Origin of the sequence: Streptomyces sp. NPDC021212 (assembly GCF_044332925.1) — a bacterium.
Lineage (GTDB): Bacteria > Actinomycetota > Actinomycetes > Streptomycetales > Streptomycetaceae > Streptomyces.
Map to the genome: position 1 here is coordinate 775257 of NZ_JBIRPZ010000001.1, position 16154 is coordinate 791410.

General features: G+C 70.7%; 20 protein-coding genes. 4 read left to right on the plus strand and 16 right to left on the minus strand.

Annotation, left to right across the window (positions count from 1 at the left end; all coding sequences use genetic code 11):
• Window positions 1–54 precede the first annotated feature (54 nt).
• Complete coding sequence (locus ACH4SI_RS03030) at window positions 55–1344, plus strand: amidohydrolase family protein (RefSeq protein WP_398291836.1); 1290 nt, start codon at window positions 55–57, stop codon at window positions 1342–1344.
• Between the two features lie 7 nt (window positions 1345–1351).
• Complete coding sequence (locus tag ACH4SI_RS03035) at window positions 1352–2896, plus strand: AbgT family transporter (protein WP_398291838.1); 1545 nt, start codon at window positions 1352–1354, stop codon at window positions 2894–2896.
• 67 nt (window positions 2897–2963) lie between these two features.
• Here the strand turns inward: ACH4SI_RS03035 and ACH4SI_RS03040 are convergent, their stop codons facing one another.
• From ACH4SI_RS03040 to ACH4SI_RS03110, 15 genes are all read right to left on the minus strand, one after another.
• Window positions 2964–3800: an undecaprenyl-diphosphate phosphatase gene (locus ACH4SI_RS03040; RefSeq protein WP_398291841.1), complete on the minus strand. Its 837-nt coding sequence runs from the start codon at window positions 3798–3800 to the stop codon at window positions 2964–2966.
• Window positions 3801–3922: 122 nt separating this feature from the next.
• On the minus strand, window positions 3923–4972 hold the full coding sequence (locus ACH4SI_RS03045) for an AEC family transporter (protein ID WP_398291843.1): 1050 nt from the start codon (window positions 4970–4972) through the stop codon (window positions 3923–3925).
• Between the two features lie 38 nt (window positions 4973–5010).
• A complete protein-coding gene (locus tag ACH4SI_RS03050) occupies window positions 5011–6771 on the minus strand; it encodes an NAD-dependent malic enzyme (protein WP_398291845.1) in 1761 nt (586 codons plus the stop codon).
• 83 nt (window positions 6772–6854) lie between these two features.
• Window positions 6855–7886: a bile acid:sodium symporter family protein gene (locus ACH4SI_RS03055; protein WP_398291847.1), complete on the minus strand. Its 1032-nt coding sequence runs from the start codon at window positions 7884–7886 to the stop codon at window positions 6855–6857.
• A 1-nt stretch (window position 7887) separates the two neighbouring features.
• Window positions 7888–8274 carry a hypothetical protein gene (locus ACH4SI_RS03060; protein WP_398291850.1) on the minus strand — a complete coding sequence of 129 codons (387 nt, stop codon included), beginning with the start codon at window positions 8272–8274 and terminating at the stop codon, window positions 7888–7890.
• Window positions 8271–9134, minus strand: a complete 864-nt coding sequence (locus ACH4SI_RS03065) for an oxaloacetate decarboxylase (protein WP_398291853.1) — start codon at window positions 9132–9134, stop codon at window positions 8271–8273. Before ACH4SI_RS03065 ends, ACH4SI_RS03060 begins: the two co-directional genes overlap by 4 nt.
• Before the next feature lie 224 nt (window positions 9135–9358).
• Window positions 9359–9703, minus strand: coding sequence for a gas vesicle protein K (locus tag ACH4SI_RS03070; protein WP_398292351.1), 345 nt, complete (start codon window positions 9701–9703; stop codon window positions 9359–9361).
• Complete coding sequence (locus ACH4SI_RS03075; RefSeq protein ID WP_398291855.1) at window positions 9700–9909, minus strand: gas vesicle protein; 210 nt, start codon at window positions 9907–9909, stop codon at window positions 9700–9702. The genes ACH4SI_RS03070 and ACH4SI_RS03075 overlap by 4 nt, the downstream gene beginning before the upstream one ends.
• The gene (locus ACH4SI_RS03080) at window positions 9906–10739 is read right to left on the minus strand and encodes a GvpL/GvpF family gas vesicle protein (protein ID WP_398291857.1); all 834 of its coding nucleotides are present in this window, start codon (window positions 10737–10739) and stop codon (window positions 9906–9908) included. Before ACH4SI_RS03080 ends, ACH4SI_RS03075 begins: the two co-directional genes overlap by 4 nt.
• Window positions 10736–11140, minus strand: a complete 405-nt coding sequence (locus tag ACH4SI_RS03085) for a gas vesicle protein (protein ID WP_398291859.1) — start codon at window positions 11138–11140, stop codon at window positions 10736–10738. The genes ACH4SI_RS03080 and ACH4SI_RS03085 overlap by 4 nt, the downstream gene beginning before the upstream one ends.
• 2 nt (window positions 11141–11142) lie before the next feature.
• Window positions 11143–11394 carry a gas vesicle protein GvpG gene (locus ACH4SI_RS03090; protein WP_398291861.1) on the minus strand — a complete coding sequence of 84 codons (252 nt, stop codon included), beginning with the start codon at window positions 11392–11394 and terminating at the stop codon, window positions 11143–11145.
• Window positions 11395–11408: 14 nt separating this feature from the next.
• Complete coding sequence (locus tag ACH4SI_RS03095) at window positions 11409–12125, minus strand: GvpL/GvpF family gas vesicle protein (RefSeq protein ID WP_398292353.1); 717 nt, start codon at window positions 12123–12125, stop codon at window positions 11409–11411.
• A 2-nt stretch (window positions 12126–12127) separates the two neighbouring features.
• Window positions 12128–12499 carry a gas vesicle protein GvpJ gene (gene gvpJ, locus ACH4SI_RS03100; RefSeq protein ID WP_398291864.1) on the minus strand — a complete coding sequence of 124 codons (372 nt, stop codon included), beginning with the start codon at window positions 12497–12499 and terminating at the stop codon, window positions 12128–12130.
• 196 nt (window positions 12500–12695) lie between these two features.
• Window positions 12696–13004 (minus strand): gas vesicle protein, encoded by a 309-nt coding sequence (locus tag ACH4SI_RS03105; RefSeq protein WP_398291866.1) that lies wholly within the window; start codon window positions 13002–13004, stop codon window positions 12696–12698.
• 4 nt (window positions 13005–13008) lie between these two features.
• A complete protein-coding gene (locus tag ACH4SI_RS03110) occupies window positions 13009–13635 on the minus strand; it encodes a TetR/AcrR family transcriptional regulator (RefSeq protein ID WP_398291868.1) in 627 nt (208 codons plus the stop codon).
• A gap of 157 nt (window positions 13636–13792) precedes the next feature.
• Here ACH4SI_RS03110 and ACH4SI_RS03115 point away from each other — a divergent pair, with 157 nt between their 5' ends.
• Both ACH4SI_RS03115 and ACH4SI_RS03120 read left to right on the plus strand, forming a co-directional pair.
• Window positions 13793–14983, plus strand: coding sequence for a cytochrome P450 (locus tag ACH4SI_RS03115; protein ID WP_398291870.1), 1191 nt, complete (start codon window positions 13793–13795; stop codon window positions 14981–14983).
• 5 nt (window positions 14984–14988) lie between these two features.
• Window positions 14989–15207, plus strand: a complete 219-nt coding sequence (locus ACH4SI_RS03120) for a ferredoxin (RefSeq protein ID WP_398291872.1) — start codon at window positions 14989–14991, stop codon at window positions 15205–15207.
• A gap of 71 nt (window positions 15208–15278) precedes the next feature.
• On the opposite strand, the gene ACH4SI_RS03125 is transcribed toward ACH4SI_RS03120, so the two are convergent.
• Window positions 15279–16130: a DUF4142 domain-containing protein gene (locus ACH4SI_RS03125; protein WP_398291874.1), complete on the minus strand. Its 852-nt coding sequence runs from the start codon at window positions 16128–16130 to the stop codon at window positions 15279–15281.
• Window positions 16131–16154 lie beyond the last annotated feature (24 nt).

Sequence of the window (16154 nt, forward strand, 5' to 3'; positions counted from 1 at the left end):
CGACCCAACACTGCTCCTACCTGTTTGACGCATGCGAGGAGTGAATCCGATCCCATGAAGGATCAGCTGGCCCCCGAGACCGTCCGGACCGCGCTGCGCATCGAGAACGCCACTCTCATCGACGGCACCGGGACGACCCCCGTGACCGACGCCGTGGTGATCAGCGACGCCGAAGGTGTCCTCACCTACGCCGGACGTGCGGCGGACGCGCCCCCCGCGCCCGGCGGCGACACCGACCGGCCCCGTGTGATCGACGCCGGAGGCCGCACCGTCCTCCCCGGCTTCTTCGACTGCCACACCCACCTCGCCTACGCCCACGCCTCCCCGCCCGGCCGCCGGGGCGAACTCGACCCGGTGCTGGTCACCTTCGACACCGCCACGCGGATGCGGCAGACCCTGGAGGCGGGCATCACCAGCGCCCGCGACCTGGGCGGACTCTCCGCGGGCTATCGCACCGCGGTGGAGAGCGGACGGATCACCGGCCCCCGGCTGCACACCGCCGTACGGATCATCAGCCACACCGGCGGCCACGCCGACGTACGCCTGCCCGACGGCACCGACCTCAGCGGCGGCTCGATGTCCGAGCTGGCCGACACCGTGGACGAATCCCGCCTCGCCGTCCGCAAGGTGCTGCGCGCGGGCGCCGACCTGGTCAAGATCTGCGCCACCGGCGGCATGGGCAGCCCCTACGACCAGCCCGAGGACGAAGGGCTGCTGGAGGAGGAGATCCGGGCCGTCGTGGACGAGTGCCGGCGCCACGGCGGCAAGCCCGTCGCCGCCCACGCCCAGGGCACCGCGGGCATCCTCAACGCCCTGCGCGGCGGCGTCACCAGCATCGAGCACGGCTACGGCCTGAACGACCAGGCCCTGGAGATGGCCGGGGAGCGCGGCACCTTCGTCGTACCGACCCTCTCCACCGTGTACGCGGGCATCAACAAGGACACCATGGCGCCGTTCCACTACGAGAAGAAGGCCCGCTGGTCCGGCATCACCAAGGAGAACATCGCCCGCGCCATCGAGCAGGGCGCCCGCATCGCGCTCGGCACCGACGCCGCCGTCTGCCCGCACGGCCAGAACCTGATGGAGCTGAGCTACCTGGTGGACCTGGGCATGGACCCCATGACCGCCATCGTCGCCGGCACCCGCACCGCCGCCGAACTCCTCGGCGTGGACGACCGGCTCGGCACCCTGACCGCCGGCCGCACCGCCGACCTGATCCTCTGCGACGGCGATCCGCTTAACCACATCGACGTCCTCGGCGACCCCGCCAACATCCTGTGCGTCGTCCAGGACGGCATTGTCCGCAAGGACCAGCTGCTCCCGGCGGCACCAACCGGAAGGTAGCCCCCACATGCGCTCACTCACCGGTCTCCCCGGATCGGACAGCGCCACCCCCGGCCCCCCGCCCACGAGCCCCCTCGACCGCGTGCTCTCGCTCATCGAGCGCGCCGGCAACGCCCTCCCCAACCCCATCGTCCTCTTCAGCGGACTCTTCGGAATCCTGGCCGTCGTCTCCACCGGCCTCGCCCTCGGCGGCGTCTCCGTCACCGTCCCCGGCACCGACTCCATCAAGCCGATCGGCGGGCTGTTCACCGGCGAGGGCCTGCGCTGGCTGCTGGAGAACCTGATCCCCAACTTCGCGACCTTCCCGCCGATCGGCGCCGTGCTGGTGCTGATCATGGTGGTCGGGCTCGCGGAGAAGACCGGCCTGCTGGAGACCGTCATGCGGGCCACCCTGGCCCGGGTCCCGCGCGCCGTGCTCCCGTACGCGGTGGCTCTCGTCGCCAGCCAGGCCCACATGATGAGCGATGTCGGCGCCATCGTGCTCCCGCCGCTGGCGGCCGTGGTGTTCCGAAGCGCCGGACGCCATCCCGTCGCGGGCCTCATCGGCGGCTTCGCCTGCGTCACCGCGGGCTACGCCGCCGGATTCACCATCGGCTCGCTCGACGCCCTCTACGTCGGCATCACCCAGCAGGCGGCCTCGGTGCTGCCCGGCGCCGACGGGCTCCACATCCACCTGCTCATCAACTACTTCTTCACCGCCGCCAGCAGCATCGTGCTCGCGCTGCTCGGTGGATTCCTCATCAGCCGCGTCCTCGAACCGCGCCTGACCCCGTACCAGCCCCAAGACGGCGCCGTGCCCCAGGCGGACGACGACCTCACCCTCACCGCGGTGCAGCGCAAGGGGCTGCTGGCCACCGCGCTCGTGGTGGGCGCCTATCTGGCGGTCGTCCTCGCGCTGTGGCTGCCGTCCGGTGCCCCGCTGCGCGGAGAGGGCGGGGCGTTCGTCCCCTCGCCGGTCCTCACCGGTATCGTCCCGGTGCTGTTCGGCGCGTTGAAGACGCTCACCGGCGCCGAGGGCGTGGTCACCGCGATGACCGACTCGGTGAAGAACATGTCCGGCTACATCGTCATGATGTTCGTGGCTGCCCAGGTCATCGCGCTCTTCAACTGGTCCAACGTCGGAATACTGCTGGCGGTGAAGGCCGCCGCGCTGCTCAACGCCACGGGTGTGACGGGCTTCTGGGCCATCATCGCGTTCGTCCTGATGGCCTCCTGCCTCAACCTCGTCGTGGTCTCCGGCTCCGCGCTGTGGTCCCTGGTGGGCCCCGTCTTCATCCCGGCGTTCATGCTGATGGGCATGAGCCCGGCGCTCAGCCAGGCCGCCTTCCGCATCGGCGACTCGGCCACCGGAGCCATCACCCCGATGAACCCCTACCTCCTCCTCATCCTGGCGATGGTCCGCCAGTACGAACCGGAGGCCCGGCTCGGCACCCTCATCTCCCGGCTCGCGATCTTCGTCATGCCGTTCCTGGTGGTGTGGCTGGCGATCCTCGGGATCTTCTACGTACTCGACCTGCCGCTGGGCCCCGGCGCGTCCATCGGCCTGAAGTAACTCCTCCTTGCGAACGGCCCCGGGCGACCGCCCGGGGCCTCGCGCATGCCCGGGTGCCCGGCCCCGCTCAGGGGTTGAGGACGTGCGTGCCCAGCAGGCCGAACAGCAGCACGCCCACGGCGATGCGGTAGACCACGAAGGCGTTGAAGGAGTGCTTGGCGACGAACTTGAGCAGCCAGGCGATCGAGGCGTACGCCACCACGAACGACACGACCGTGCCCACGACCAGCGGTGCCGCGGCGACCCCGCCGCCGAGCGCGTCCTTCAGCTCGTACAGCCCCGCACCCGTGAGGGCGGGGAGGCCGAGGAAGAACGACAGCCGGGTGGCGGCCAGCCGGTCGAGATCCAGGATCAGGCCGGTGGACATCGTCGCGCCGGAGCGGGAGAAGCCGGGGAAGAGCAGCGCGAGGATCTGCGAGCCGCCGACCAGCATGGCGTCCTTCAGCGATGTGTCGTCCTCACCGCGCTTGTGGCGGCCCATCCGGTCGGCCGCCCACATCAGCCCGCTGCCCACGATCAGCGACCCGGCCACCACCCACAGGGACGCCAGCACCCCCTCGATCAGCGGTTTGGCGGCGAGGCCGACGGCCACCACGGGGAGGGTGGCGTAGATGACCCACCAGGCGAACTTGTAGTCGTGCCGGTCGCGCAGCTCCCGGTTGGCGATGCCCCGGCCCCAGGCGCGGGCGAAGCGGACGATGTCCTTGAAGAAGTAGAGCAGCACCGCCGCGATGGCGCCGACCTGGATGACCGCGGTGAAGGCGACGACGGCCTTGTCGTCCACCGGGATGTCCATCAGCCCCTCGGTGATCTTGAGGTGGCCGGTGGAGGAGACGGGCAGGAACTCGGTCACCCCCTCGACGACGCCGAGGACCGTGGCCTGGCCGATGCTGATCGCGCTCAATGGAGCCATCCCTGCGCTGGAGACATGTCCCTCTTTCTAGCACGGCGGCCGAAATGCCCAGGGCGCGCCGGTACGCGACCCCAGTGCGTACCGGCGCGCCCTGGACCGGGGCCCGGCCCCCGCTAGCCGGTGAGGTTGATCATCAGCGGCAGCGAGGCGAACGCCAGCACGATGCTGATGATCACCGAGGAGGCGATGCGGTGTTCCTCGCTCTTGACGTGCTGTGACGCGAGCATCATCGGCACCGGGGAGACGGGGAAGGCCAGGATCAGGGCCGCCTGCGCGGCGACCTCGTGACCGGTCAGCCCCAGGCCGATGGCGTACGTGCTGAGCGGCAGCACGACCACGCTGGTCAGGGCGATCCCGATGGCCCCCGGGCTCAGCTGGGGCCTGCCGACACGGGCGAGGGTGACGCCCACCGACAGCAGTGCCACGCCCGAGGCGGCCTGGCCCACCAGCGACAGCGAGTTCTCGATCATCTCGGGCGGACGCACCCCGACCAGCGCCACGACCAGCCCGAGCAGCGGGGCCCAGGCGAACGGCTTGCGCAGCGGCTGGAGGACCTTCAGCCAGGTGGGTACGGGCCCCGCCACCGGTGGCGGGGCCCCGCCACCGTCCCGCTCCTCCTCGGCCGCGGCCGGCCCGCCGCCCGTGGACACGAGGACGCGGGCAGGCGCGGACGACGGCGCGGTGGCTTCCGCGGCGTGTGGGCGGCCGAGGTTGAGCAGGATCAGCACGAGGGGGTCGAGGATGACGTTGACGAGGATGCCCGCGATGGCGATCGGGATCGCGGCCTTGGCCTCGCCGAACAGATTGCCCAGGATCGAGACGCCCATGAAGGCGTACTGCGGCTGGACGGAGGCGAGCGCCAGGATCGACGCCCGCTCCAGTGGAAGCCGCCCGATGAGGCGCAGGCCCAGCAGGATCAGCCCGAACAGGCCGAGCAGCCCGAGGGCCAGCATCCCGACCAGGGGGCCCTGGCTCAGCAGGATGTGGCGCGGGGTGTTCGCGATGCCCAGGAAGAGGGACGCCGGAAGGGCGAACTCCATCGTGAGCACCCGGAGCGCGTCCGCGCGCTGACCGCCGAACGACGTGCCGCGCCCGGCCCCGTAGCCCAGGGCGATGACGAGGAAGACGGGCACGACGATGGTGAAGATGTGCGAAAAACTCATGGTCTTGCTCCCTGATGCAGCCGGTGTGTTACGAGTCGTCAGACCGGCTGGATCGGGCGGTAGACCGGGCTCCACATGGCCTCGTGGACCGTGCGGTCGAGCGAATCGTCGGCGAGGGGCGTACGGGCCACGCCGTCGTGCGTGGCGGCGCGGGCGACGGCCGCGGCGACCGCGGCGGAGGTCTCGCGCAGCTGGTCGACCAGCGGGAGGATCGGGGCGCCGGGGGTGCCGGAGTCGATCATCCCGGCGATCCGCTCGGCGGCGGCGAGCAGCATGCCGTCGGTGATCCGGGTGGCGCGCGCCACGATCGCGCCGAGGCCGAGACCGGGGAAGACCAGGGCGTTGTTGGCCTGCCCGATGACGTGGGTGACCCCGTCATGGTCCACGGGCGGGAAGGGGCTCCCGGTGGCGATCAGGGCCCGTCCGCCGGTCCACCGGACCAGGTCCTCGGGCTTGGCCTCGGCCAGCGGGGTCGGGTTGGACATCGGGAGGATGACTGGCCGCTCGGTGTGGGCGGCCATCTCCCGCACGATCTCCTCGGTGAAGGCGCCGCCCTGACCCGAGGTGCCGATGAGGATGGTCGGCCGGGCGCGGCGGACCACCTCGGCGAGCGCGATGCCGCCGACCTGCTCGTCCCGGTGCCAGTCGGCGACGTCGGCCGCCCGCCGGGCGTACCGCCGCCGGTGGTGGTCCAGGCCCTCGGCGTCATCGGTGATCAGGCCGTACCGGTCGATGCACCAGAACCGGTCGGAGGCCTCCCGCGGGTCGAGCCCGTCGGCGATCAGCGCGTCGCGCAGCTGGTCGGCGATGCCGAGGCCCGCCGAGCCGGCGCCGAAGATGACGATGCGGTGGTCGCGCAGCGGCGCACCGGTGACCCGGGCGCCGGACAGGACGGCGGCCAGGTTGACGGCGCCGGTGCCCTGGATGTCGTCGTTGAAGGTGAGCGCCTTGTCGCCGTAAGTGTCGATGATGCGCCGGGCGTTGCCGGACCCGAAGTCCTCCCAGTGCAGCAGCGCGTCGGGGAAGACGCGGCCGACGGCGGCGATGTACTCGGCGATGAAGGCGTCGTACTTCTCGCGGTCCACCCGCGGATGACGGTTGCCCAGGTAGAGCGGGTCGTCCAGGAGTTCCTGGCGGTTGGTGCCCGCGTCCAGGACGACCGGGAGCGCACGCGCGGGGTCGATTCCGGCGGCGGCCGTGTAGACGGCGAGCTTGCCGACGCAGATGTCCATGCCGCCCACGCCCCAGTCGCCGATGCCGAGGATGGCCTCGCCGTCGGTGGCGACGAGCAGGTCCACGTCCTCGGGGCCCAGGCCGCTGGCGCGCAGCGAGCGCTCGATGTCCTGCGGGGCGTCCACCGAGAGGTACACGCCGCGGGAGCGGCGGTACTCATGGCTGTAGCGCTGGATCGCGGTGCCGACGGTGGGGGTGTAGACGATCGGCAGCATCTCGCTGAGGTGCTTGCCGAGCAGGTGGTAGAACAAGACCTCGTTGCGGTCCTGGAGGGACCGCAGATACACGTTCTTGTCGAGGTCGGTGGCCTTGGCCCGGTACTGGGCGTAGGCGCGGGTGGCCTGCTGCTCCAGGGTCATGACCTGGGCCGGGATCAGGCCGGTCAGCCCGAGGGCGTCGCGCTCGGACTCGGTGAACGCGGTGCCCCTGTTGAGTCGGGGGTCGCTGAGGATGGCGCGTCCCCGCGCGGTGGTTTCCCAGGTCCGGCCGGTCGGGTTCCACCGGGTGGCCGCGCCTGCGGAAGAGGCGGGGTCGGATGCCTCCGCTTCGGTGAGATCGCTCTTCATGGGTACTGCTTCCTCACTGGTCGTGCTTCGCGGTGGGTGACACCGCTAAAAATCACGTTACCAAGAGGTTGAAACACGGACCTTTAGGGGTCCGTGGTGTATGCACCGATCAGGGGCGCCGCCCCGGCGGAACGGCGGGCCCATCGGGCCGCGATGACCGCGCACACCATCAGCTGGAGCTGGTGGTAGAGCATCAGCGGCAGGATCACCGGGCCCGCCGACTCCCCGAACAGCACCGCGGCCATGGGCAGCCCGGTCGCCAGGCTCTTGTTGGAGCCGCAGAAGACGATGGCGACCCGGTCCTCCCGGCCGAACCCGAGGCGCCGCGCGGCGTACGACGTCGTGGCGAGCGCCACCGCCAGCAGCGTCGCGGCCAGGCTCAGCAGGGCGAGCAGCCGCACCGGGGTGATCTGCTGCCAGACACCCTCCGTCATCCCCCGGCTGAACGCCGTGTAGACGACGAGCAGAATCGCACCGCGGTCCAGCAGGCCGAGCGCCCGCCGGTGACGGACGGTGGACTCCCCGATCCAGCGGCGCAGGCACTGCCCGGCGGCGAAGGGCAGCAGCAGCTGGGTGGCGATGCTCAGCAGGCCGTCGGCCGAGAAGCCGACCGTGGATCCGATCAGCCAGGCCGCCAGCAGCGGTGTGACGGCCATCCCGGCCAGACTGGAGTACGTACCGGCGCAGATCGCGGCCGGCACGTTCCCCCGGGCCGTGGAGGTGAGGGCGATGGAGGACTGGACGGTCGAGGGGACGACGCAGAGGAAGAGCACGCCGGTGTAGAGCCGGTCGGTGAGCAGGAACGGGGCCAGGCCGCCCACGGCCAGCCCCAGCAGCGGGAACAGGAGGAACGTGCTCGCCCCCACCAGGAGGTGAAGCTTCCACTGCCGCAGACCGTGGACCGCCTCCCGGGTGGACAGCCGGGCGCCGTACAGGAAGAAGAGCAGTCCGATGGCGATGTCCGCGGCGCCCTCGACCGCCCCGGCCGCCCGTCCGGAGGCGGGCAGCAGCGCCGCGAGCGCGACCGTGCCGAGGAGAGCGGCGACGTAAGGGTCGACCGCCTTCCTCGACCGGCCCGGCCATGACCACGACCATGGCCAGGACAGTGACTTCACGTCAACCACCGCTTTCGCTTTCGTGATCGCTGCCTGCCGTGCCCGCGCTGAGGAGCAGGGTGTCGAGGGCGCGGTCGATCTCCAGCCAGGAGTCCGCGAAGGAGTTGTCGATGACCACCAGGCCGATGTGCGGCCCGGTGACCTGCGCGGGCCCCTCCGGCTCCTCGTCGGGTGCGCCCGGACACGGAGCGGCTGCGGTGGGTGCGGCGGACGCGGCAGGTGCGGCGAGCCATGCGGCCTGGCCGCCGCAGAGCACGCTCGCGGTGGCCGCGACGACGATTCCCTTGCCGGACGCCCGGGTAAAGCCGGTCTCCTTTTCCGTCTTTCGGTGACGGCCGGTGCCGGTCCGGAAAGGCGTGGGCGCTACGGAACGGAACCCGCGGGTCATACCGCGGCCGGATGGTGATCGGCGTGATGCCTGCTGATGTTTTTCTCCAGCAGCTCTGTGGACCCCTGAACGCCGACGCAGCCGGTCTCCCGGGTGTCCGGCAGCCGGCCGTCCGCCATTTTCAGATCGACCAGCGCACCGTCGATCGCGCCGTGCGCGGCGAAAAGGCACGGGGTGCTGTAGATCGCGAGGTCGACGCCGAGGTCCGTCAGCTCGGAAAGCGAGAGCCGGGGCGATTTCCCGCCCGCGATCTGATTGAACAGCAGCGGCTTGTCGCCGACGACCTTGCGGATCCGGCGGATCCACTCCACGCTGCGCACCCCGTCGACGAGGACCACATCCGCGTCGGTCTCCGCCAGCGCGGCGGCCCGCCGCATGATGTCCGCCTCCTCGGTGGCGTCCGTGCGCGCCACCACGAGCATGTCCTTCCTGCTGCTCAGCACCAGGTTGAGCTTCTCCAGGTACTCCTCGAGCGGCAGCACCAGCTTGCCGTCCGCGTGCCCGCACCGGCGTGGCCGCTTCTGGTCCTCCAGGATCACCCCGGACGCGCCGCCCCGCTCCAGCCGCTGCACCACATGGCAGGCGACCTCGGGGTCCACATAGCCGTCGTCGATGTCCACGAGCAGATGGTGTCCGGGAAACGCCAGCCGCAGCCGCTCCACGAAGTTCACCATGTCCGGCCACGCGATGAATCCGATGTCCGGTAGCCCGTAGTACGATGCGGCGAATCCGAAGCCGGAGACGAAGAAGCCGTTGTAGTGGCGAGCCGCGATCGACGCCGAGTACATGTCGTAGATGCCGATGAGTGGTGTGGTGCGAGGCGAGCCGATATCTTCTCGCAAGGCATTGCCGTACCGCATGGTGTTCCCTTCGATCCGGTAACCTTCCACCGATTCCGGCTCAGGTCACGTGGAGGCATGGACACATTTACCAAAGGCCAAGAAACGGTAAAGTGCCACACCGTGTGGATTCCAGGGAAAAAGATGCCGGTGCGGGCTCGTAGGCTGGTCGAATGCGCCTTGAGGGGCGGGTGGTGAGGATGAGGTGACGCCCGGCGGCCGCCGTCCCACCCGTGAGCAGGTGCCTACCCGTGCACCTGGCCCGCCGGGGACAGCAAGGTCCCCAGCGGGCCGAGGTCGAGGTTGAGGTCCTCCATGCGCAGACCGTGCCGGTCGCACATCTCCTCCATCCGCTGCTGGAGGATCATCAGCGTCATCCCGATCCGCTCCTCCTGCTCCTCCGTCAGATCCCCCTTGTTGACTCGGTGCAGCGCCTGGCGCTCCATCAGCTGACGCAGCAGCTCGACCACGGTCAGCACGAGCTTGGCCAGATCGCGTTCGACCGCGTCCGGATCGGTGCTCAGGCGCTGGACGGGGCGGTCGGGAGTGGCTGACATGCGGCGGGGGACCCTTTCCGGTCGGGCGGTCAGAGAAGTGGCGGAGCCGGGTGCGCGGCGTCGACGGGGGCGATGACCGCGCGCAGGTCGATCCGTACGAGATCGACGTCCGCGATGGACAGCACGAGGTCCCCGGCCAGCACGACCCCGCCCTGGAGCAGTCGGTCGAGGATGTCGATCAGGGCGACCTCGCGGCCCGCGAGCGCCCGGGTGTCCTCCTCGTCCAGTGCGGTGCTCACGCGGTCTCCCGCTGGGCGGCCTGCGTGGGCGGGAGGGCGAAGGAGTACGGCGCCCAGGGCCCGGTCAGCTCGACCCGCACCCCCTGCTCTCCCTCGGCGGCGGCCAGGACGCGGGCACGGAAGTCCTCGGCGCGGTCGGCGGGCACTAGGTACGCGTCGTTGGCAATGTTTTCCCCGTGTCCCCCGCCCCCTTCGCCGCCCGCCTTGGCCAGCTCGCCGCGCTGCGGCCGGTGGGCGACCCGCTCCACGGCGATCTCCCCGGCCTCGTCCGCGATGCGCGCCGCCGTCCGCACCGCGGCCTGCCAGACGTCCTCGGCGCCGCGCCGCCGTCTGCGGCGCGCGGCGAGATAGGCCCGGCCCGGGCTGAGCCCGGCGTCCCCCGCGTCGTCCTCCGGCTCGCCCGCCGGCTCGCCACCCGCGTCCGTATAGACCTTGACGCCCCATTCGACGCGCCCGGTGAGCCGGTCCAGCAGCGGCAGGAACTCGTCCCGGCGCTCCTGGAGCACCTGGCGCACCCGGTCCTCGTCCCGGTACACGGTGGCCAGCCGCAGTGGCAGCACGGCGCCCAGCGGGGCCAGCGCCGCCACCACCCCGTGGTGTCCCCGGGCCAGCGATTCGAGCCGGGGCAGCTCCTCCAGGCGCGCCTTGAGCGGCTCCTCCCCGAACTCCCCGGCCGGAACGGGACCGACGGCCGCTGCGAGGTCCCCGGTCTCCACGAGCCCCACCTGCTCATCGGCCACCCCGCGCAGCGCGGCAACCGCCCGCGCGGCCTCGGAGGTGGGGCGCAGCACCGCGTAGGCGTACACCATGTGCTGTGCGATATCGGTCACCCGTCCACGCTCCTGTCGCTTCTGTCGCGCCTGTCCTCGACCTGTGTCCGCAGCGCCGCGATCTCGGCGCGCAGCCGTGCGTTCTCCTCGCCGAGGGACCGTTCCGCCCCGTCGCCCCCGTCGCTGTCCACCGCCTGGGGCCGGGCGCGCGAGGACAGCGACGGGTCGTGCTCCCACCAGTCGATGCCCATCTCCTTCGCCTTGTCGACGGAGGCGACGAGCAGCCGGAGTTTGATGGTGAGCAGTTCGATGTCGAGCAGGTTGATCCGGATGTCGCCCGCGATCACCACGCCCTTGTCCAGCACCCGTTCCAGGATGTCGGCGAGGGACGGGGCGTCCCGCTGGTCGTACGAGGCGGGCAGGCGCGGCGATCCCAGCCTGCCCGCTACCGGTTCTGTCATCGTCACGGGGCTCGTCTCTGCTCGTGCCGTTCCAGCTCGTCCAGCCGGTCCAGCAACTCGTCTTCGCGGCGGTCGTACGTGTCCTCGTCGATCCGCCCGGCCAGCAGGTCCTGTTCCAGTTCGGTGAGGGCGCGCCGGACCGGCGCCGGGTCGTAGTACTCGCGCTCGGCGGCCACGAGCACCTGCTCGGCGACCCAGACGGTCGTGCGCACCGGCGCGAGCGGAAAGGTGAGGAGCCCGGTCAGCAGTCCCACGGCGCCCCCGTCCCTCAGGCCACGAAGCTGTACGGGGGCAGCGGGCCGCGCAGCCGGAAGTCATAGCCGTCCCCGTAGCCCTGCGCCAACGCTTGCGCGGCGTGGGAGAACTCCTCGGCCCGCCCCCGCTCCACCAGGAACGAGGCATTGAGGAAATCCTCTCCAGCCGGGGACGACACCACCTTGTTGCGGGCCATTCCCGCCAGCCGGCCGACGACCTGCTCGGCGAGTCTCTGCTGCCGTGCCCCCAGCTGACGGGCGAGCAGTTCGCCGAGGGCCACCCGGTCCTCGTACGAACCCCCGCCGTCGCGGGTGCGCTCGTTCAGGCGCCGCGCGTCGTCGGACTCGGTCAGCACCTCCCGCATCAGGTCGTCCTGGGAGCGTGCCGCCTTCAGGTTGAACTCGGCGGTGGCGTGCAGCTCATCGAGGCCGCGGACGTACTCCGCGCGCTTGCTGTCCAGCGCCGACCTGACCGCGGCCTCGTCGGGGGCGAGCAGCCCGAACCGCATCGGCAGCACCGCCCCGTCCGCCATCAGCCGCTCCTGGACCGTCTGATGGGCGGCGAGGTCGCGGCGCTTGGGGCGCAGGGTCTCCGGCGCCGGGCTCACCACGCCCGCCAGCGGGCCACTGGTCACCGCGCGCGGCACGTCGGAGACCCCGCCCACCGCGCGCAGCCCGTCCAGCCGCAGCGGATGGTCGGAGCGGGTGATGGCGTAGAGGTAGAGATGCATGGTCACTTGTCCTCGTCATCGTCGCCGCCGAACACATTGCCGATGGCATCGAGGGCGCCGCTCAGCGCGCCCTCGGTCTTGCCCCGGGCGCCGCCCTCGACGATGTTGCCGACGATGTCGCTGAGCTTGTCCGGGGCCTTGCGGCCGGATTCCAGGTCGAGGCGGTTGCACGCCTCGGCGAAGCGCAGATACGTGTCCACGCTGGCGATCACGATCCGAATGTCGATCTTCAGGATCTCGATGCCCACGAGGGAGACCCGGATGAAGACATCGATGACGAGGCCGCGGTCCAGAATGAGTTCAAGGATGTCGAAAAGGCTGCCGGTCCCTGAACCGGTCGATGTTGTCGCAGGTACTCCGGCGGTCTGCGTCATGACGGTCACGTGTGGTCGTCCTCTCGCTCGCTCGGTCTGCCCGTCTGCTTGTACGGGCGGGACGGCACTCGTGTTCACTCTTGATACGGGTGGGACATGTGTGGCGTACAAGGACGCGCGACGACGAGCGCCCCGCGCCGCTGGGACCGAAGCGGCGCGGGGCGCGAGAGGACAGGAAACAGGGCGACAGGGGCGGCTAGCGGCCCCTGTCGAGCTGGCCGCGTGCGTAACGGCGCAGCCGTTCGTAGCCCAGGAGCATGCCCTGTGTGTCGAGGGTCACGCGGTACGAGGCCATGATGGTCATGGTGTCCGGCACCCGCTCCAGTTCCACGACCTCCACATCGGCCAGCCATCCGTCCTGGGTCGGCTGCAGCGCGGAGACGGACTCCGGCGCGGTGCCCAGCAACTCGCCGAGCTGCTGGGCCGCGCCACGCATGGCCTGGGCCGCGGGAACCCGGCGCGGCCGGTCGTTCGTCTCGGGGGTGTCCGGATCAATGCTCGTCATGGTCCTACCGTGCCAAGTCGGCGGAGGGTGTGGTGTGCGGATCGCCAAAGCGCGTGACCGGCAGATCCTCCAGCAAGGTGGCGAGCGCGCCGGTGACGAGCGCGCACACCTCGTCCGGATCGGCCTCGGCGAGCGACTCCTTGCCCACGACCACCCGCATCAGGCCGATGCCCAGTAGCCACGAAAGCGCCAGGTCCGCGCGGAGCCCGCGGTCCTCGGCGGCGCTCAGGGAGGCCAGCACCCGGGCGTAGTCGTCCCCTATCTCGCGCGCCGCGGTACCGATCTCGTCGCCGCTGCCGACGGAGCGCAGCAACGTGGGCAGGGCGCGGTCCTCCCGGGCCCGGTCACCCTCTCCGAGGATGCCGCGCAGCGCGGTCTCGAACAGCTCTCCCGGCGGAGTGGTCTGCAGCTGTTCCTGGCCACCGTGCGCCACCACCTCCCCGAACAGGGCCTTCTTCGAACCGAAGTAGCGGAACAGCAGCGCCTGGTTCACCCCGGCGCGCTCCGCGATGTCGCGTACGGTGGCCCGTTCGTACCCCCGCTCGGCGAACAGCGCCGACGCCGCCTCCAGCAGCATCCGCCGTGTGGCCTGCGCGTCCCGCCGATGTGTCTCCGGTGTGGTTCCACTCATCGTCCACTCCTGTCGTCGGCTGTCGGCTGCCGGCCCCCTCGCTCGTCGTCTGCCACTTCCCGTCGGAGCGTCAGATCGTCGGCTGAGAGGCGCCGTTGACCGTATCAAGGGAACCGGCCTAGCTTTGTAAGCAGGTGCTTACGTCAGGGAGATCACGGTGACCACAGCGGAGACGACACCCATCGCCTATCCCTTCAACCACCACGAGGGCCTGGAGCTGTCCGGGGCCTATGAGGAAGCGCGCCAACGACCCGGACTGCTCCGGGTGCGCCTGCGGTACGGCGAACCCGCCTGGCTCGTTACGCGGTACGCCGATGCCCGGCTGGTCCTCGGCGACCGGCGCTTCAGCCGTGCGGAGGCCCTGAAGCGGGATACGCCACGGCAGGGCGCGGGCAGCATGGACGGCGGCATCCTGAGCATGGACCCGCCCGACCACACCCGGCTGCGCACCCTCGTGGCCAAGGCGTTCACCGTCCATCAGGTGGAGAAACTCCGGCTGTACGTCAGGGAGTTGACCCACCGGTTACTGGACGAGCTGGAGGCGGCCGGGCCGCCCGCCGACCTCGTGGACCGCTACGCGCTACCCATCCCGGTCGCCGTCATCTGCCGGCTGCTGGGAGTGCCGGAGGAGGACCGGCCGAAGTTCCGGGTGTGGAGCGACGCCGCGCTGTCCACCAGCTCCCTGACGGCGGCGGAGTGGGAGCGCAACCGCGAGGAACTGCGCGCGTACATGGCCCGGTTGGTGCAGGAGCACCGGGAGGCCCCGCGCGACGACATCATGACGTCCCTGATCGAGGCGCGGGACGAGGGTGACCGGCTCTCCGAGCTGGAACTGGTCGACCTGTGCGTCGGCATCCTCGTCGCCGGGCACGAGACCACGGCCACCCAGATCCCCAACTTCGTGATGGCGCTGCTCGACCACCCCGGTGAGCTGAGCCGGCTGCGCGAGGAGCCCGAGCTGATCAAGGGGGCCGTCGAGGAGCTGATGCGGTTCATCCCGCTGGGCATGGGCGCCTCCCAGGCCCGCTACGCCACCGAGGACATCGAGGTGGGCGGCACCCTGGTCCGGGCCGGGGAACCCGTCCTGGTGGCCGTCGGCTCGGCCAACCGCGACGCCCTGCGCTTCGACGAACCGGGCAGGCTGAACGTCGCCCGTCCCGCCACCCAGCACCTGGGCTTCGGCCACGGGGTTCACCACTGTCTGGGCGCGCCGCTGGCCCGGCTGGAGCTGCAGGAGGCCCTCGGCGCGCTCCTCGGCCGCTTCCCGAACCTGCACCTGGCCGGGGACGTGGTGTGGAAGGACCAGATGCTGGTTCGTGGGCCGCGTGTCATGCCGGTGGGGTGGTGAGCGGGATGACATGGAAGGCCGAGGTCGACGGCGGCCGGTGCATGGCGTCCGGCATGTGCGCCGGGATCGCGCCCGATCTGTTCGCCCTTGACGACGAGCGGGCGCGTCCGCTGAGCGAGGAGGTGCCGGAGGAGGAACGGGTGCTGGACGTGGCGGACTCCTGTCCGGCCATGGCCATCACCATCGTCGACGGGGGTGCGACGGTGGTCGGGCCGCGTCCCTGAACCGCGTCCCTGAACCGCGTTCCTGAACGGCGGCCCTGAACCGCGGCTCTGATCCGCGGCCCTGATCCGCGTTACGGAGCGGCGGGCGGCGAGGACACGGCGGGCGGAGTGGTGACCCCGCCGGCCCCGCTCGCCGCCCCCGCCCCCAGCCCGGCACCGTTCACCACGTTCGGGTCGAGACTCTGTTCGCCCCCGTTGTCCGCCGTGCTGACGCTGTTGGGCGGCGGCATGGGCTTGGACGTGCCGACGATGAACGTGGGCTCGCCCGGGGCGGGCTTGGGCGGCGTGGTGAACTCCGGGCCCTGGGTCGGGGTGGTGGTGATCTGCGAGACGGCGGAGTCGAAGTTGACCATCCCCGTCTTCTCCATCTGGGTGATGTGGTCGAGCACGGTGTTGTTGGCCTGGACCGCGAGCCTGCGCACCAGCGAGTTCTTGGTGCTCTGCCGGATCTTGGCGATGGCGCTGAAGATCTGGCCGTGGGTGACGCGCAGGATGTTCGCGTAATACGTGTCGAAGTCCTTGCCGGTCTTCGCGTTCATCGTGTCCAGGAAGCCCTGCTGTTGTGGCGTGGGCTTGTTGGGCAGGACGATGCCGAGTTTGGGCGCGATGTCCCGGTCCATGGCGTCCAGCAGCTGATGGCCGTCGAGCAGGTGCTTGCCGGCGGTCTTGACCTGCTCGGTCGTGCCCTTCTGGATTCCGATCTTCCCGGCCGGGTACTCCCACAGCCCGGCCAGCCGCACCTTGACCACGAAGTCCTTGTCGGCCCCGCTGAGCGGCCCGAACTGGTTGTTCGACATCTTCGAGAGATTCGTGGCGGATTCCTGCGTCAACCCGGTCATCACGGGGGAGACGATCACGGCGAGGGTGACCACTACCGAGCCGATGAGCAGTGAGGTGCCTGTCACAAAGTACCGTGATCGCATGGAGCCTCCTGGCGGGGGACCGCT

What these genes read in the sequence shown, in the direction of transcription:
- ACH4SI_RS03030 (WP_398291836.1), top strand. Translation starts at nt 55, where the DNA reads ATGAAGGATCAGCTGGCCCCCGAGACCGTCCGGACCGCGCTGCGCATC.
- ACH4SI_RS03035 (WP_398291838.1), top strand. Translation starts at nt 1,352, where the DNA reads ATGCGCTCACTCACCGGTCTCCCCGGATCGGACAGCGCCACCCCCGGC.
- ACH4SI_RS03045 (WP_398291843.1), bottom strand. Translation starts at nt 4,972, where the DNA reads ATGAGTTTTTCGCACATCTTCACCATCGTCGTGCCCGTCTTCCTCGTC.
- ACH4SI_RS03050 (WP_398291845.1), bottom strand. Translation starts at nt 6,771, where the DNA reads ATGAAGAGCGATCTCACCGAAGCGGAGGCATCCGACCCCGCCTCTTCC.
- ACH4SI_RS03060 (WP_398291850.1), bottom strand. Translation starts at nt 8,274, where the DNA reads ATGACCCGCGGGTTCCGTTCCGTAGCGCCCACGCCTTTCCGGACCGGC.
- ACH4SI_RS03065 (WP_398291853.1), bottom strand. Translation starts at nt 9,134, where the DNA reads ATGCGGTACGGCAATGCCTTGCGAGAAGATATCGGCTCGCCTCGCACC.
- ACH4SI_RS03085 (WP_398291859.1), bottom strand. Translation starts at nt 11,140, where the DNA reads ATGACAGAACCGGTAGCGGGCAGGCTGGGATCGCCGCGCCTGCCCGCC.
- ACH4SI_RS03095 (WP_398292353.1), bottom strand. Translation starts at nt 12,125, where the DNA reads ATGCATCTCTACCTCTACGCCATCACCCGCTCCGACCATCCGCTGCGG.
- gvpJ (WP_398291864.1), bottom strand. Translation starts at nt 12,499, where the DNA reads ATGACGCAGACCGCCGGAGTACCTGCGACAACATCGACCGGTTCAGGG.
- ACH4SI_RS03105 (WP_398291866.1), bottom strand. Translation starts at nt 13,004, where the DNA reads ATGACGAGCATTGATCCGGACACCCCCGAGACGAACGACCGGCCGCGC.
- ACH4SI_RS03110 (WP_398291868.1), bottom strand. Translation starts at nt 13,635, where the DNA reads ATGAGTGGAACCACACCGGAGACACATCGGCGGGACGCGCAGGCCACA.
- ACH4SI_RS03120 (WP_398291872.1), top strand. Translation starts at nt 14,989, where the DNA reads ATGACATGGAAGGCCGAGGTCGACGGCGGCCGGTGCATGGCGTCCGGC.
- ACH4SI_RS03125 (WP_398291874.1), bottom strand. Translation starts at nt 16,130, where the DNA reads ATGCGATCACGGTACTTTGTGACAGGCACCTCACTGCTCATCGGCTCG.